The organism is Mongoliitalea lutea, assembly GCF_014652135.1.
GTDB classification, from domain to species: Bacteria; Bacteroidota; Bacteroidia; order Cytophagales; family Cyclobacteriaceae; genus Mongoliitalea; species Mongoliitalea lutea.
Window position 1 is genome coordinate 26,035 of the sequence record NZ_BMYF01000019.1, and the last position, 15,474, is coordinate 41,508.

Below are 15,474 nucleotides of genomic sequence, written 5' to 3' on the forward strand. Positions count from 1 at the left end.
TTCTACGCTAATTAGATCCAAACCTAGGTCAATCATCACTAATTCTTCTAAAAGAAAGATAATGAGGCTATTTGAGTAGGATTTAGGCCGAAGTTAGCGTATGACCTCAGGAATGTTAACAATATCTTCATATGGAAAAGGCCTACTGTTACAGCTGCAAGCGTTTATTTTGCGTTGAAATTAGCAAACACTGAGGCTTTTGAGTCTCCCATTGACATGTCCCAAAAGGTCGGAATAGATACTGTACGCAAGAGAGTTTTTAAAATAGCCATACTATTATTGGGGTTATTGCTGTTTATTTTCTCTATTGATATGCTATCAGTATCCATGACCAAACTTAATTCTGATTTGGCCAGGGAGATTTTTCAGGCTACTAATAATCCTTTTGTAGGGCTTTTTATTGGTTTACTGATTACTGCGATGGTTCAAAGCAGTTCAACAGTCACAGCTATGATTGTGGCTGTAGTGGCTTCAGGCTCTATCAGTCTTCAGCAGGCAGTTCCCATGGTCATGGGGGCAAATATTGGTACTACCATTACAAGCACCCTTGTTGCTTTTTCCTACATCATGAGAAAAAGTGAATTTAAGAAGGCGCTTTCCGCAGGGGTATTGCATGATGTTTTCAATATTCTGACAGTTCTTATCCTATTTCCATTGGAGATATACTTTGGTCTTTTAAGCTCTGCCTCGTCTTACCTGACGCATGCTTTGTTTGAAAATAATACGAAATACGCTTCAGACTACGCTTACAATGTGATTTTCACGAGACCACTTACGCTTTGGATTTCAGAGAGGATCGGTTCGCCTGTTGTTTTGCTTTTGCTGAGTATCCTGTTGGTTTTTGTAGCCATTAAATTTCTCTCGGATACGGTATTCAAAACTTATATCTCCTCCAACTATACAAAGGTCAGTAAATTCATCTTCAAGCAGCCTTTCTGGGCATTTTTCTACGGAGTATTCTTTACAGCCGCTGTACAATCAAGTACTGTCACTACATCATTGATTGTACCTGCTGTGGCCAACCGAAAAGTATCCTTGCTCAAAGCATTCCCTTTTATTATAGGAGCTAACATTGGTACTACCATCACAGCCGCTATTGCCGCCTTGTATAAAAATGAAGCTGCTATTGCCCTTGCTATGATGCATTTTTTGTTCAACTTAATCGGAGCTTTGATATTCTTACCATTTACTCCACTAAGAAATATTCCAGTAAGGATATCGACTTTTATAGGAACCGAGTCTGTGAAGACCCGGTTTGTTGGCTTTGCCTATATTCTTTTTACATTTTTCATTATCCCATTCCTGTTGATTTATTTCAATCAAGATGAGAATATATCCGAAATGGGGTGGAATGATGTCAAGAAAAACGAGTTGATCATCAACGCACCAAAAGAAACTATTCCTGTTGAGCCGCTTCCATCAGCTGAACCCCAGAACTAGTTCCTATCCGGTCAGCACCTGCTTGGATCAACTTTACTGCTTGTTCATAGGTTTTGATACCCCCACTGGCCTTGATGCCAACAGAGCTTGGTAGATTTTCCCGCATCAATTTGATATGCTTTTCTTTGGCTCCTTCGGGTGCGAATCCCGTAGATGTCTTCACATAATCTACTCCCGCCTCTGCACATATTTTGCAGGCTTGGATGATTTCCTCATCCGATAAGTAGGCAGTTTCGATGATTACTTTCAATATGCGCTCATGCTCATGACATAATTGGGCTACTTTGGCAAGCTCGATTTTTGGCCAATTCATACCGGCCTTGAAAGCTGTTATGGACCATACGATATCAATCTCATCCGCGCCATTTTTAATCGCCAACTCTGTCTCAAAGACCTTAGTTTCTGTCATATTGTAACCTAAAGGAAACCCAACTACCGTTACCAGCTGAATGGGCGCATCCCCAATTTCTCGCTTTGCTTTTTTAACCCAAAATGGGGGAACACAGATTCCGACAAATTCATATTGTTTGGCTTCTGCCACTAATTGTTCAATCTCCGCATCTACCAAAGTAGCTCTCAATACTGTCTGTTCTATGTAGCGATTAAGATTTTTCATATATGTGTTATTCTTTTCCTTCAACAAAATCCTGTAAGTAAATATATTCAATGGTCAGGTCTCCCTCTTTGGTAATACTAGCTTTATCCAAGACCTTAGATGAGGATTTCAGTAATTCTGGAATAAAATGTCTGATCAATTGATTGCCAAAATCCTCTGAAGCATCCCTTGGTAATTCCGTAGGCAGATTATCAATGGCCATAACAGAAATACTTGTTTGCTTTCCAAAGGCTGGAATTTCTGACAAGGTCTGCCTATCCACATCGTAAACTGGATCAGCCATGGAAGTTGGGTGAAAGGTCGTAGGAACGCTTCCATCAACATCGCAGGTGATATCTGCAATGACAGAAATGTTGAAATCCTCTGATTGGATGTCCTTTAATTCAAACAATCGAGGGGCTCTTCTATCCCAATATGCTGCTGCAATAAAGATATCACTGACCTCTGCATATTTGAGAAAATGGCTTTCATACAGCTGGGGACTTTTATAAAACTCTTGGCGATCATAACCACCGTCTGTTTTTCTCCGGTTATAGTCAGCCGTTGCCAACACTGTAAATACTGCCTCATCATAAAAAACATGAAGGAAATCATGAGCTGACACCTGCTTAAGCCCGACTTTTTCCAATACTTCCACTACCCCTCGACCAACTTTGCCTGCACCTGTCACTACTATCTTGATTGGTGGGAGTTGTACCTTTTTCAATTCTAGTGTGAGTTCCGCTTGATCGAAACATTCAAAGGCCCGATTCAAATCATACAAGCCAGATTTTTTTCCATAGGTCCACAAACCATTATAAGCTCCCACAACTCCTGCCCACTTACCAAAAGCAACTGTTCTCGCACCTTGTTCATCCACCAAAATTTCATAATCCATGAGGCTGATTCCTTTTTCCAAGACTGCCTGTAGAAGTTTTCGATTATTGGCCTGCTTCTTTATGGTATGCGAAAAGAAAACATAGCGCTTATTTGGGATTAGCTGACCTATAGGAACTTCCTTGATACCCATCAATAAATCACAGGTACTGATATCTTCGACAACCGCAATACCTGCATCCAAGTATTCCTGATCTGTATAACATCGAACAGCACTTTTCTCCACAACAAAGGATAACTGATTCTGAAAGGTATTTTGCAAATCTGCTAGTTGCCTTGGTGTGAATGGAACTCGCTTATCTGGAGGAACTTTGCCTTCTCTGATGATGCCTATTTTCATACTGGGTTGGGATAAAAAAAACTTGGTTATTGGGTTTGATAGGGACTTTTAAGCTACTTTGTGTGTTTAGTAGCTAAATTATTCGCAATATGGACAGTTCATATGTTTACTTGATTATATTTTGGGCGGTGTTTTACCTTCATCACTCACTCTTTGCAAGCTTGAATATAAAAAGAAAAATAAAAGCTTTGGTAAAAAAGGCATATTTATGGAACAGACTACTCTATACAGGAATTGCAAGTATTCTTTTTTTTGGGATTTTCATCTATTCTGGGACCATTGAGCCTAATCTATTGTTGCATCCTACTGACGTATTGACCTATCTCGGGTATATGCTGGCAGCATTTGGAACCATCATTTTAGTGAAATCCTTCAAAAATTTCAGTGGAAAAAGATTTTCAGGTCTAACGCCACATGACGATTTGGAAATTAAAGAAGAATTGATTCAAACAGGTATTCATGGGTATATCAGACATCCAATTTATGCAGGATTAATCCTAATATTTACGGGATATTTTCTTTTCTCTCCTACGCTTGCTTCGTTAATCCATGTTGGAATGCTCCTGTTATATCTACCGATTGGTATATATTTAGAAGAAAAGAAGTTGCTGGCAATCTTTGGTGAGGCATATAAAAAGTATCAATCAAATGTACCTGCGCTTATTCCAAGAGGCATAAAAAAAGCCGGCTGATTTGGCCGGCTTTTTTATTTTTTTACTCCATTCCCAAAAATTCCACTTCAAATTTTAAGACAGAATTAGCTGGTATTCTTTCTAAGTTTTTATTGTCTCGATACGCCCAAGGTGAAGGAATTATCAATATTGCTTTTGAACCACTCCTTAATCTTCTAAAACCAATACTGAAGCCTTCAATAGCGTCTCTTTGTCCCACGGTAAACTCAAAAATTCTATAAATTCGATTCTCATCGAAAATATTATTGGCTATTGCTACATTTTCAAGACTTGTGTCAAAAACAGTACCATCTAAGAGCATTCCTGTATAGTGCGTATAGACCAAGTTCCTGTCCACGGGAAATGCTCCATCTCCTTCTTTTTGTACAATTATAATAACTCCGTTGGGATCATGTATCCGGTATAGGCTATCAATATCAGCAGTTTCCAAAAACTGATTAATTATTTCCTTATCACGTGCAAGATTGCCTTCTACATCGTAAACAGGGCCGAAAGGACTGACCGGTTCACATGCCACCCCTACTAATGAGATAAAGACCAAAGCATAAAATAAAATTCTTCTTCGCATTACAAGCCGTCGTCTATGTCGTTTTTCTTAACTTCAATTAAATCCATTTCAAAGATCAAGGGCTGATTCCTCAGTTCACCCGCCCTTGGGTCATCTCCATATCCAAACAAGGAAGGAAATATGATAAATGCCTTATCTCCTTGTTCCAGCTTTGATATTCCAAATTCAAACCCAGCAATAACTCTCCCAGCCCCAAGTAATACACCTAAAGGTCTATAGTTTCTTTGTGAATTGAATAAATTATTTTCTCTAGCCACTTGCTCTATAGACGTGTCAAAAATTGAGTTGTCTAATAGCTTACCTGTGTAATCTACAAAAACAGAATCACCATCTATTGGCCTAATTCCAGATTCAGAAAGATCCTGCCAAAACATATAAATTCCAAGAAGAGGGTCAGAAAACTCCTTTACCGAAGAAATATTATTAACCCTTAGGTATTCTTCAATTCTCTCTACTTCACGTTCAAATCGCGTTAAAGAGTTTTCGGAATCGGAAATACATCCTGAAAACAGGAAGAAAATTGACAGAATACCTAAGAATTGCTTTTTCATATTAAACATTTTTTATCTAATCAAGATGGAAGCTTTTTGCCACACTCGATCTTTCAAGTTACTTTTGAACGTCAGTGATTTCTACGTCAAAGATTAAGATTGAGTTTGGACCAATCGCACCGCCCGCAGCTCTTTCACCGTAAGCTAGTGGAGAAGGAATGATTAGCTTAGCTTTGTCACCTTTTTTCAATAATGCCAAGCCTTCATCCCATCCTGGAATTACTCTGCCCTGTCCTACCATTACATCAAATGGCGCATATCCACCTACTGCATCTCTTTGCTCACTGAAAACACCATTGGCCTGTGCCACATCTTTCAAACTTGTATCGAATAATGTTCCATCCAACAGATAACCAGCATAATGAACAAACGCTAAATCTCCGGCTTCAATTGCAGGACCGGTTCCTTCTTTTTCTATGACGTAAAATAGACCTGATTCAGTCTTGGTTGCCTGAATATTATTTTCTGCCAAATATTCCTCGATCAACTTTACATCTGTTTGTAATTGTACAGCTGAACTTTCAGCCATTTTTTTCATCTGAGCATCTTGCAGAGCCATAAAGTATGCTTCCACACCCTCTTGGTCCAAGACATCAATGACACCAATCTGAATTTTGATTTTTTGATCTGCTGTCAAGAAAAATGGAATGTTATCTCTAAATACTTTTTGTGCAACTGTTTCGATGTAAATACTATCTGCTTTTTTCAAGCCTAAAAAGATTTCATCCATACCAGTCTCTCTTGGAAGAGAATCATTGAACTGCAAGTAGCCTGGCATTTCTTGTTCATAAGTAGAAATGAAAACTGAGTCTTTGTCTGTCTTAACAATCAAGTTGTAAAGGATAAACTCACCATTTTTCGGGGAAATTTTTCCTTCTTTAATATAGGTATATTCTATACCGTCTGAGGTGGTTTTGGTTTTTTTACAAGATACCAAACCTAAGGTTGCTGTCAGAATAACAGCCAATAAAAGGGTACTCTTAATTTTTTTCATGGATGAGTTCTAATTGATTGAAAAGGGTGTGTTGATTTTCTTTTATAAGTTGTTCGAATTTATCGGTTGTTTCTTTGAGCGACAATACAGACTTTCCTCCTGAGGCGTTTTTATGGCCTCCTCCATCAAAGTGTTCCGCAGCAAATTTGTTGACTGCTACTTCCTCCACGGACCTGAAAGAAATTTTTATCCCATCTTCCCGCTCGGTAAAAAGTGCCGCAATCTTAATCCCGTCCAAAGATAGCGCATAATTAACTAAACCCTCGGTATCTCCTGTTTGGGAATTATATTTTCGTAAGTCTTTTTTGTTGATAGCGAAGTAAGCTGTTTTCAAATCTTGCAGGATAACCAATCGTCGACTGATCGCAAAACCTATGAATTTTAGTCGATTAATGGAATTGTTATCGTAAATCTGACGGGAAATTCGGGTATTGTCTGCACCTAACTCAATCAAGTCAGCTGTGATTAGGTGGACGTTTTTGGTCGTATTTGGATGTCTAAAGCCTCCTGTATCTGTCATGATACCGGCATACAAGCAATCTGCAATATCTTTATCTATCAATTCCTTGTCTCCCAATTTGCAGATGAGCTCAAAAATCAATTCACAGGTAGCTGCAGCCTGAGTACTCCAATAGCGGAAGTCAACAAAGTCTTTTGGGTCCTGATGATGGTCAATGTTTACTTTAAAAGCTTTGCTTTCCAAAAAGTATGGCATAAACTCATGCATACGCTTAGGGCAAGAGAAGTCTAATCCAATCAGCAGGGTTGCTTTTTTTAGTTTCTCCAGAGCTTTCAACGCTTGCTTTTCATCCTCAAAGTTCAATACCTCATCATTACCCTTCATCCAATGTAGGAAAGTAGGATAATCAGAAGGTGTCACGACTGTGACATCATGACCTTTTTTCTTGAGGTAATTAGCCATACCCAAACTAGATCCCAATGCATCAGCATCCGGCTTGTGATGTGTAGTTATTATTACGTGCTGAGGGGAGGCTAATAGGCTTTTTAATGACTCTAATTCTTGCATTCGATTGCGTTTGTCGGTGAGCAATTAGCCCACACAGTCTGCAAAGGTGGGGAATATTTTTGAATTTTCCCAATCAAGCTAATGAGCTTAAAAAGAATTAGATAACGGAATATTTGCGGGTTTTATAGGACTTTCTCATGAATTAAGGTATTTTTGCACCCGAATTTAAATCCATCTTAATTACAGAAAAATGGCAGGTAACAGAACATTCACAATGGTTAAGCCTGATGCTTTTGGCGCAGGTAACTCAGGTGCAATATTAAAAATGATTGAAGAGGCAGGTTTTAAAATTGTGGCTATGAAAGCAACTCAGCTGACTCCTGAATTGGCTGGCAAATTTTATGAGGTTCACAAAGAAAGACCTTTTTACAATGACCTTTGCAAGTATATGTCTTCCGGACCTATCATCGCAGCTATCTTGGAAAAAGATAACGCAGTAGAGGATTTCAGAACTTTGATCGGTGCAACTAACCCTGCTAATGCTGCTGAAGGAACAATCCGTAAAATCTTTGCTACTTCCATCGAAGCAAACGCTGTTCACGGATCTGACTCCGATGAAAACGCAGCAATCGAAGGAGACTTCTACTTCAGCAAATTGGAGAGAGTAAGATAAAAAAGAGCAGCCTAGAGCTGCTTTTTTTATGTCTTGTTCACAAAAATCATAAAGGAAGGGTAACCATTAAGGAGTGATGAGATATCTAGTCGGTTTTTAAATAATGAAATTTTTTCCAAGCGCTTATTGTTATTTTTCCAAATGAACATCCCATGTCTCTAGCAGTACAGTTTAATTTCGATACCACTTATACCAAACTACCAGCCTTTTTTTACAGTGAAATTGCACCTACGGCAGTGGCTACTCCTCAATTGGTTTTACTGAATCAAGGATTGGCACAAACGCTCGGAGTTACTTTTGATGAGCAACGGATTTCAGAAATGGGAGAAATCTTTGCGGGTAATCAGTTAATCCCGGAAACTATTCCTATCGCACAGGCCTATGCCGGTCATCAGTTTGGGAGTTTTACTATGCTTGGAGATGGAAGAGCGATCCTCTTAGGAGAACAAATTACACCCAACGGAGAGCGCTATGATATCCAACTCAAAGGTTCGGGCCGAACTCCTTACTCTAGGGGAGGAGATGGACGTGCTCACTTTGCAGCCATGCTTCGAGAATACCTGATGTCAGAGGCCTTGCACTATTTGAAAATTCCTACATCCAGGTCACTAGCAGTAGTTTGGACTGGAGAGCCCGTGTATAGAGAGCGAACTAGACCCGGTGCCGTATTGACAAGGGTCGCAAAAAGTCACCTACGGGTGGGTACCTTTGAATATGCAAGAAACTTTCAGGGAGGAGCCCATCTTCAAGATCTTTTGGACTATGCTATTGCCAGACATTTCCCTCATTTAAATGATGCTGATAATAAAGCCATCGCATTCTTTGAACAAGTCATGGAGTTGCAAGCTGGTTTGATTGTAGATTGGATGCGGGTAGGTTTTATCCACGGGGTCATGAATACAGATAATATGTGCATCGCCGGAGAAACAATCGATTATGGGCCATGTGCATTTATGAATGCCTATGAACCAAAGACCGTCTTTAGTTCCATCGATACCCAAGGCCGGTATGCCTATGGCAATCAACCCTATATTGCCCATTGGAATTTATCTTGCTTGATTTCTGCCTTACTTCCAGCAATCTCATCCAACAAAGAGGAAGCTGTCAAATTAGCAGAAGCGAGTTTGAAGAAATTCCCTGCCATCTACGAAGCCAAATGGTTGGATATGATGCGTAGAAAGCTAGGACTTACCCAAGTGGACGCAAAGGACAAGCAGCTCATAGACCGCCTACTTGGGTGGATGCAAGGACAAAAAGCTGATTTCACTAATACCTTTTTCTACCTCCAAGAAGGTAAATTTCCTGAAACTGCAGGCTATCAATCTCCGATTTTGGAAGAATGGATAGCTGATTGGGAGCAGCGTATTGCCGCAGAACAAAGATCTATAGCAGATGCACAGGCATTGATGCGAAAAGTCAACCCCGCCTTTATTCCAAGAAATCATAAAGTTGAAGAGGGACTAAAAGCAGCAGAAAAAGGAGATATGGAACCATTCCATCAACTATTGGAGGTAATTCAACAGCCATACGTTTTCAGGCCTTCATTTGAAAGCTACCAAGAAGTACCGGAATCTTTCGATGAAAATTACCAGACCTTTTGCGGAACCTGATTTGCAATTTTGGATAGCAAGTCCTAACTCAAAACTCTTGCTCCATTGGCAGTCTTGACAGGGTAAATCTCTGGTTCAATACCAAAAGTAGCCATATAAAATTCCCGAAGTTTGGAAAGCGTATCTTCCATATACTCTTGGGCAATGAGGTTGATGGTACAACCGCCGAAACCTCCCCCCATCATTCGACTTCCCCAAATGGCTTCCAGTCGACTTGCTTGAGTAACCAAGTGATCCAATTCATCACAGCTGACTTGATACAACTTGCTAAGACCCTCATGGGATTGATACATTAATTCCCCTAAAGCCTTTAGTTGTCCAGCCTGCAGGAGTTCAGCTGCTTTTTCAACACGCAAATTTTCCTCCACCACATAGCGGCAACGCTGGTAGATGACTGAAGGCAATTTCACTGTTTCCAACATCTCAAGGTTGACATCCCGCAATGAGGTCACTTCAGGGTAGGCTTGCTGGAGGATAGCGACTCCTTGTTCGCATTCCTTCCTGCGCTGATTATATTGTGAATCCCCAAGGCTATGGCTGACTTTAGTGTTGATCAAGACCAAGCCAGCATTTCCTAAGGATAAAGGCAAGTACTGATAATCCAAACTTCGGCAATCCAATTGGATGGCATGCCCTTCGCTTCCCATAACCGAGGCAAATTGGTCCATCACTCCACATTTGACTCCAGCGAAGTTATGTTCTGCCTCTCTTGCAATCCGAATGACTTCATCTTGATTGAGTTTACATGAGAAAAGTTTGGCTAGTGCATAGGTAGTAGAACACTCCAACGCAGCAGAAGAAGATAACCCCGAACCTACGGGAATATTTCCACCAAAAACCGCATTGAACCCTTCTAACACTACACCTTTTGCTTGTAATCCAGCCATCACCCCAATGATATAATTTGCCCAGCTCTTTTCAACTGGTTTTAGAGATTCATCTAAGGAAATCTGTATGCTATCATTCAAATCAACAGCTATCAATTGGCATGTACGCAATCCATTCTTAGAGACGGCCATTGTAATGCCAAGGTCAATAGCAGCAGGTAATACAAACCCCTGATTATAATCTGTATGATCTCCGATAAGATTGACTCTTCCAGGAGCATGGGCAATTACTTGGGGGCTTCCAAACTGTTGTTGGAATAGTTGGGTAATGTGGGATTGCAGGTTCATATAGGTTTTTAGCAAATATGTGAGATTTTTTTTAATTGAAAAGTATGCTTACTATTTACAGCCGCAATGACTGAATCCAACGCATCAACAAGGTATCATGTAATTGGTATTGTACTGTTCCAAATAAATCTATGAATAAGGTAAAAGCTTGTTTCTTTTTTTCGAGGTGGTAAAAAAAATGCCGAACCAGAATCGTCTTCCCCATCCTTCTGTGGGCATAAAAGACCATATTCGGCTCATTTAAAAACTACTCTTCCATCCATAAATACTCTTCTTTTCGGTCACAAAAGTAGTTGGGACTATGATAACCGATTAATAAAAAAGGATTTTTGGGAGCTCTCATACAGTCTAATTAATTATAACACACACATGTCATGTATTTTACGTCACGTAAATTACATGACGTTTATTGCGTGACGTAAAGTGCGTAAAATAATTTCGAATCTACTTAAGAACTCACCTTATTTTTTTCCACAAGTTGTTCTGCAACAGTGTGTTTTTCAAACCGCTTGGAAAAACTTTGGTCCTCTGTCTTCATCCAAACATCCCAAAAGGTAAAGTATAAGCCATAATTACACTTATAGCGTAAGTGATGCAAATCGTGATGGGTTGCTCCCACTATCCACTTAGCCCAAGGAGATTGCAATGTCTTGGAGCCATACACTTCCACGCCCGCATGATTGATAACGGCAGTGATAGACATGGTCAGCAAGAGCGCAAGCAACACGAAAAAATGCATGGGCAATACCAACACCAAAAGCGGTAGGAAAATTGCCTGTAACAAAGCTTCATAGGGATGAAATGAAAAAGAAGTAAAGGAACTCGTGTACAAACTATTGTGGTGAATATGATGAAAATACTTCAATACCCCCGGTTGATGCATCCATCGATGCAACCAATAATAATAAGTCTCATGGAAAAATAATGCAAGGGCAAAACTGACAGGCATCCAAAGGATATCCCATACTCCCAATTGGGTGTACAACAAAGTCCAATCCCGCTGCCAACAAATAAGCATGACGGTACCTGAAACCGCAAAGATGATTGCTCCCAAAAAAGAATACCAGATTTCCGTCTTGACCTGAGGCAGCTTGATTTGCTGATGGAGTCTCCTATGGGGCATTTTATCCCCATATTTTTTATAGACCAATTCATGATAGCCCCAAGCCAACAAAAGGTATCGTAAAAAAACTCCTAAAAAGAGAATCCCAGCAATCAACATAAAATTGGAAGGCTCTGTATAATCAACTCCTAGAAGCCAGTCTAAATTAAAATCCATAGTCAAGTATCAATTACACAAAAATAATCACTACTGCCTGTAAAACTATTTTTGACAAGCATAAGTAAAGCACTCTAAAGTCTGTAACCCTAAAAACCCATCATTCGTTTTACAAACTATCTAAACCCCTAACTAACTACACATATGAAGTTTTCGTTCTTTTTAGGCGCTTTTCTAGTGATTAGTCATCTTACTTTTTCGCAACAGGTAACCCTACACTTCCAATTGGATGGCAGATTGAAAAACAATGAGTTTTATCTGATAAATTTAGGAGGTAAGAATTTTCAAGCAACTGATCTGACTACTAAAACTATTGAATCGGAAATCAATGAAATAGCGCAAATATCTATTCTTAAGCTTAACAATAAAGGCAAAATTTTAGGAGAAAAAGGCTTTTGGTTAGTTCCTGGTAGCTACACTATTACAGGAACATCTGAACCATTTACCCTTACAATTGATCCAATAACCGAATACCAACAGCTACAAGACCAGCTAACCAATGCTACAAGTATAGCATCAAAAATCCAGCTTATCGAAGCAAACTTAGACAATATAGTAGCACTCGCAAACCTGAATGTGCTGAGTGAACAGCTTGAAAAAGAAACGATTGAGACTTTGTTAGAAAAAATACCTACTTCCATGCATCTCAGCCAATCCTATCTTCAACTAGAAAGTGACCTTCTCAAAAGAGATTATTCGATCGCTTCCAAAGGGACATTATTCACAAATTTCGAACTGGAAAGTAAGACGGGTGAAATCATTACTTTGGAAAATCTTAAAGGAAAACCAACCCTAGTTGAATTCACTTTTACTGGCTGCGCAGGATGTGTCAAGGTTTTACCAGAGTTAAAAGAGATTTATGACCAATACCACAATCAGCTAAACTTGGTCAGTATCTACAGTGATAAAAGAAAATCAGATTTTGAAAACAATAATCCTGTTTACAAAAAGGAATTAGTCACCTGGACCTCCTTATGGGACCCCACAAATTTTGTTTCCGACGTAAATAAAGTGACTATTTATCCTACATTTATTATTCTTGATTCAGATGGAGTGGTCATCGACCGATTTACTGGAGGATTATCGGGAAAAGTAAAAAGAAAAATAACTCAACTAAACCTGACTCCTTAAGTTAGAATACCAATGGCTAAAACTGAAAATTAGATTAAGTACACGGAATGTGTTTTCAACCAATCAATTCCCAAATGCCGTCAGCACCAACTCCCTCGATCCACCCATATCTCTGAATTCACACAAATAAATTCCTTGCCAAGTTCCGAGGTTTAGCTTACCATTGGTAATTGGAATTTGCAGACTGTTGCCTAGCAAACTGCTCTTTAGATGAGCCGGCATATCGTCTGCACCTTCATAGGTATGGATAAATTTGTGATAATTTTCAGGTACCAAATCATTAATAAATGATTCGAAATCCTTTCTCACGGTAGGATCTGCATTCTCATTGATGGTCAGGCCAGCGGAAGTATGTTTGATGAAAACCTGCAGGATCCCTGCCTGAATCTGCCGAATTTCCGGAAATTGCTGCTCAATCAAAGCAGTGATCAAATGGTAACCTCTAGCAAAAGGCTTGAGCTGGATTTCTTTTTGGAAGAGTTTCATTATCGTAAAAAGGTCAGTTTACACATATATCCACTCAGCAAATAGAGAAAGAAAGAACCCTCCAACCAAGGAAATTCTTTATTTTTACAAAAAATGGGCTGTAGAGTACCTTTTCTCGAAAGTTAAGCCCTATTGAAAAAAATACACTTGATATGTCCAATAACGATATCCTTCGAAGCTTACGCTACACCTTTGATTTTTCAGATGACCAAATGATGCAACTTTTCAAACTTGGCGGTTTGGAAGCAAGCAGGACAGAAGTAAGTGATTGGCTAAAAAAGGAAGATGACCCTGATTTTAAAGCCATTTACGATATCGATTTAGCTGCTTTTCTGAATGGATTTATCATCAAAAAGCGGGGCAAGAAAGATGGAGAAGAACCTAAACCTGAAAAATCCCTGAGCAACAATGCCATTCTTCGGAAATTAAAAATTGCGCTAAACATGAAGGACGAGGATATCTTGGACGCTTTGGCTTCAGTGGATTTTAAGTTTGGGAAGCACGAACTCAGTGCTCTATTCCGTAAACCTACTCAAGATCAGTATAGACCGTGTAAAGATCAGGTGCTTAGGAATTTTTTAAAAGGCTTGCAAGTGAAATACCGTCCAAATTAAATGTTTTGTTGTTTTGGCCTAATCATCAAATTTTAATTCAAGCTTGTACACCATAAAATAATCCCTTTCAATATCCATATCCACCTTCCCCATGGCCCATAGTTGTCCGTCTCTTTGGACGATGTTTCTTGGGTCTACATTGGAAGGCACAAAATCATTTATCAAACTACCATTAGTGTCAAAAATCGCAACTCTATGAGGATATTTTTTCAGCATATGTTGACGAAATTCTTGCCATTCTTCTGGAGATTTGTTCTCCTTTGAAGTCGCTAAGTCTTGCGGATCATAGCCTGGAAAATAACCTAAAATGAAGTAGCCATTTATCTGGGTAATTGTTTCGATTCTGCCGTATGAAAAGAAATTCAAGAAAGAATCTGGATTGTAGACATCCTCACCCTTATAAAAATTGTAATCGGGAATGTCCAGCGGGATTTCTTTGATTAGCCTGAACGGTCGTGTTTTCTCGTACACATAAATCTTAGGTTCTGCACCATAAACCACCAGTAATTCATCTTCCGTAAGCTCAAAAATAGGAGCCCAGGCATCTCGGTAGAAATACTTCCCGTTACGATAAAGGCTTGATTCCGGGATTTGCATCATTTCCTCCCTCTTACCAGTGATTTTATCTAGTAAAATCATGGCATTTACTTCTTCATATAGTCGGCGGTAACTATAATCAATGTTTCTTGAACCCTGATCAAAGTAGAGATATTCCTCCTCCAGAATTCCTAAACTGAAGCCCATGGATTTTTTTGCGAAATTATAAGGCTGTATATCTAGGATTTTTGTACGGGAAAGGAGTTGTCCCGAAAAATCATATGTCAATAGTCCATTGATTCCATAGGCCAAGAACGCATTCTCACCGACGATTTTTAAAGGGGCAAATAAAACACCATAAGTATCTGGCAAATTTCCAAATTTGGAATACGAGTGTATGATATTTCCTTCGAAATCTGTCACGTAAATATCTTCAGAATAATTTCCCGGCTCGGTGAATAAAATAGTTCTTGAGTTTGGATCGATGTCTTGAACGATCGGGCTACCCAAAAATGCAATCTGAATACTATCGATTTTTTCTAATCTAACTAGCGGAATAGCCACTTGATTAGATGAATCAGCCTCTTTTTTTGACTGGCTACAAGAAATTAAGAGCACTTGAAATACAAGTAATCGAACAAGATGTTTCATGGAGCCAAAATTTTGTCTTTTAAATATACTCATTGCTTAGTTACAAAACAACTACTCCTTCAGTCATCGAAAAAAGGAAAATGGTCCCGTTTTTAAGTTCAGAAAGCAAGAAATGAATACCCTATTCCGTAAACCAAGGCAAACACACTAGATACTTTGTAAAGATCAGATGTTGAAAAACTTTTTGAAAGGGCGCACGTAATATATCACCTAATTAAAATAACATTTTTATCTTAACTTTATATCAGTTGATCAAACTTACCTTTGTAATTTC

The 15,474-nt window shown here is 39.1% G+C and carries 16 protein-coding genes; 6 read left to right on the forward strand and 10 right to left on the reverse strand.

What is annotated here, in order from left to right:
• Positions 1 to 216 precede the first annotated feature (216 nt).
• Positions 217 to 1,440 carry a Na/Pi symporter gene (locus tag IE080_RS14540; protein WP_189584337.1) on the forward strand — a complete coding sequence of 408 codons (1,224 nt, stop codon included), beginning with the start codon at positions 217 to 219 and terminating at the stop codon, positions 1,438 to 1,440.
• On the opposite strand, the gene deoC is transcribed toward IE080_RS14540, so the two are convergent.
• Together deoC and IE080_RS14550 are read right to left on the reverse strand one after the other, a co-directional pair.
• Complete coding sequence (deoC, locus tag IE080_RS14545) at positions 1,397 to 2,056, reverse strand: deoxyribose-phosphate aldolase (protein WP_189584109.1); 660 nt, start codon at positions 2,054 to 2,056, stop codon at positions 1,397 to 1,399. The genes IE080_RS14540 and deoC overlap by 44 nt on opposite strands.
• Positions 2,057 to 2,063: 7 nt before the next feature.
• A complete protein-coding gene (locus tag IE080_RS14550; RefSeq protein ID WP_189584112.1) occupies positions 2,064 to 3,272 on the reverse strand; it encodes an NAD(P)-dependent oxidoreductase in 1,209 nt (402 codons plus the stop codon).
• An 89-nt stretch (positions 3,273 to 3,361) separates the two neighbouring features.
• Between IE080_RS14550 and IE080_RS14555 the strand changes: the two genes are divergently transcribed.
• The gene (locus tag IE080_RS14555; protein WP_189584115.1) at positions 3,362 to 3,964 is read left to right on the forward strand and encodes a methyltransferase family protein; all 603 of its coding nucleotides are present in this window, start codon (positions 3,362 to 3,364) and stop codon (positions 3,962 to 3,964) included.
• A gap of 22 nt (positions 3,965 to 3,986) precedes the next feature.
• On the opposite strand, the gene IE080_RS14560 is transcribed toward IE080_RS14555, so the two are convergent.
• From IE080_RS14560 to IE080_RS14575, 4 genes are read right to left on the reverse strand one after another with little or no spacing between them, the layout of a single operon-like run.
• Entirely contained in the window at positions 3,987 to 4,532 is a 546-nt protein-coding gene (locus IE080_RS14560; protein ID WP_189584117.1) for an FKBP-type peptidyl-prolyl cis-trans isomerase, read from the reverse strand.
• A complete protein-coding gene (locus tag IE080_RS14565) occupies positions 4,532 to 5,083 on the reverse strand; it encodes an FKBP-type peptidyl-prolyl cis-trans isomerase (RefSeq protein WP_189584120.1) in 552 nt (183 codons plus the stop codon). Before IE080_RS14565 ends, IE080_RS14560 begins: the two co-directional genes overlap by 1 nt.
• 58 nt (positions 5,084 to 5,141) lie before the next feature.
• On the reverse strand, positions 5,142 to 6,077 hold the full coding sequence (locus IE080_RS14570) for an FKBP-type peptidyl-prolyl cis-trans isomerase (protein WP_189584123.1): 936 nt from the start codon (positions 6,075 to 6,077) through the stop codon (positions 5,142 to 5,144).
• On the reverse strand, positions 6,064 to 7,104 hold the full coding sequence (locus IE080_RS14575; RefSeq protein ID WP_189584126.1) for a DHH family phosphoesterase: 1,041 nt from the start codon (positions 7,102 to 7,104) through the stop codon (positions 6,064 to 6,066). The genes IE080_RS14570 and IE080_RS14575 overlap by 14 nt, the downstream gene beginning before the upstream one ends.
• A gap of 190 nt (positions 7,105 to 7,294) precedes the next feature.
• On the opposite strand from IE080_RS14575, the gene IE080_RS14580 reads away from it, so the two are divergent.
• Positions 7,295 to 7,717, forward strand: a complete 423-nt coding sequence (locus tag IE080_RS14580) for a nucleoside-diphosphate kinase (protein WP_189584129.1) — start codon at positions 7,295 to 7,297, stop codon at positions 7,715 to 7,717.
• A 152-nt stretch (positions 7,718 to 7,869) separates the two neighbouring features.
• A complete protein-coding gene (locus tag IE080_RS14585) occupies positions 7,870 to 9,327 on the forward strand; it encodes a protein adenylyltransferase SelO (protein WP_189584132.1) in 1,458 nt (485 codons plus the stop codon).
• Between the two features lie 23 nt (positions 9,328 to 9,350).
• Here IE080_RS14585 and galK read toward each other — a convergent pair whose 3' ends face one another.
• On the reverse strand, positions 9,351 to 10,502 hold the full coding sequence (gene galK / locus IE080_RS14590; RefSeq protein WP_189584135.1) for a galactokinase: 1,152 nt from the start codon (positions 10,500 to 10,502) through the stop codon (positions 9,351 to 9,353).
• A gap of 448 nt (positions 10,503 to 10,950) precedes the next feature.
• Positions 10,951 to 11,781: a sterol desaturase family protein gene (locus IE080_RS14595; protein WP_189584138.1), complete on the reverse strand. Its 831-nt coding sequence runs from the start codon at positions 11,779 to 11,781 to the stop codon at positions 10,951 to 10,953.
• A 144-nt stretch (positions 11,782 to 11,925) separates the two neighbouring features.
• Here IE080_RS14595 and IE080_RS14600 point away from each other — a divergent pair, with 144 nt between their 5' ends.
• On the forward strand, positions 11,926 to 12,912 hold the full coding sequence (locus IE080_RS14600; protein ID WP_189584141.1) for a TlpA family protein disulfide reductase: 987 nt from the start codon (positions 11,926 to 11,928) through the stop codon (positions 12,910 to 12,912).
• A gap of 63 nt (positions 12,913 to 12,975) precedes the next feature.
• Here IE080_RS14600 and IE080_RS14605 read toward each other — a convergent pair whose 3' ends face one another.
• Positions 12,976 to 13,398, reverse strand: a complete 423-nt coding sequence (locus IE080_RS14605) for a secondary thiamine-phosphate synthase enzyme YjbQ (RefSeq protein ID WP_189584143.1) — start codon at positions 13,396 to 13,398, stop codon at positions 12,976 to 12,978.
• 152 nt (positions 13,399 to 13,550) lie between these two features.
• Here IE080_RS14605 and IE080_RS14610 point away from each other — a divergent pair, with 152 nt between their 5' ends.
• The gene (locus tag IE080_RS14610; protein ID WP_189584148.1) at positions 13,551 to 14,012 is read left to right on the forward strand and encodes a YehS family protein; all 462 of its coding nucleotides are present in this window, start codon (positions 13,551 to 13,553) and stop codon (positions 14,010 to 14,012) included.
• Between the two features lie 18 nt (positions 14,013 to 14,030).
• Here IE080_RS14610 and IE080_RS19535 read toward each other — a convergent pair whose 3' ends face one another.
• Positions 14,031 to 15,200: a hypothetical protein gene (locus IE080_RS19535; protein ID WP_229800661.1), complete on the reverse strand. Its 1,170-nt coding sequence runs from the start codon at positions 15,198 to 15,200 to the stop codon at positions 14,031 to 14,033.
• Between the last annotated feature and the right edge of the window lie 274 nt (positions 15,201 to 15,474).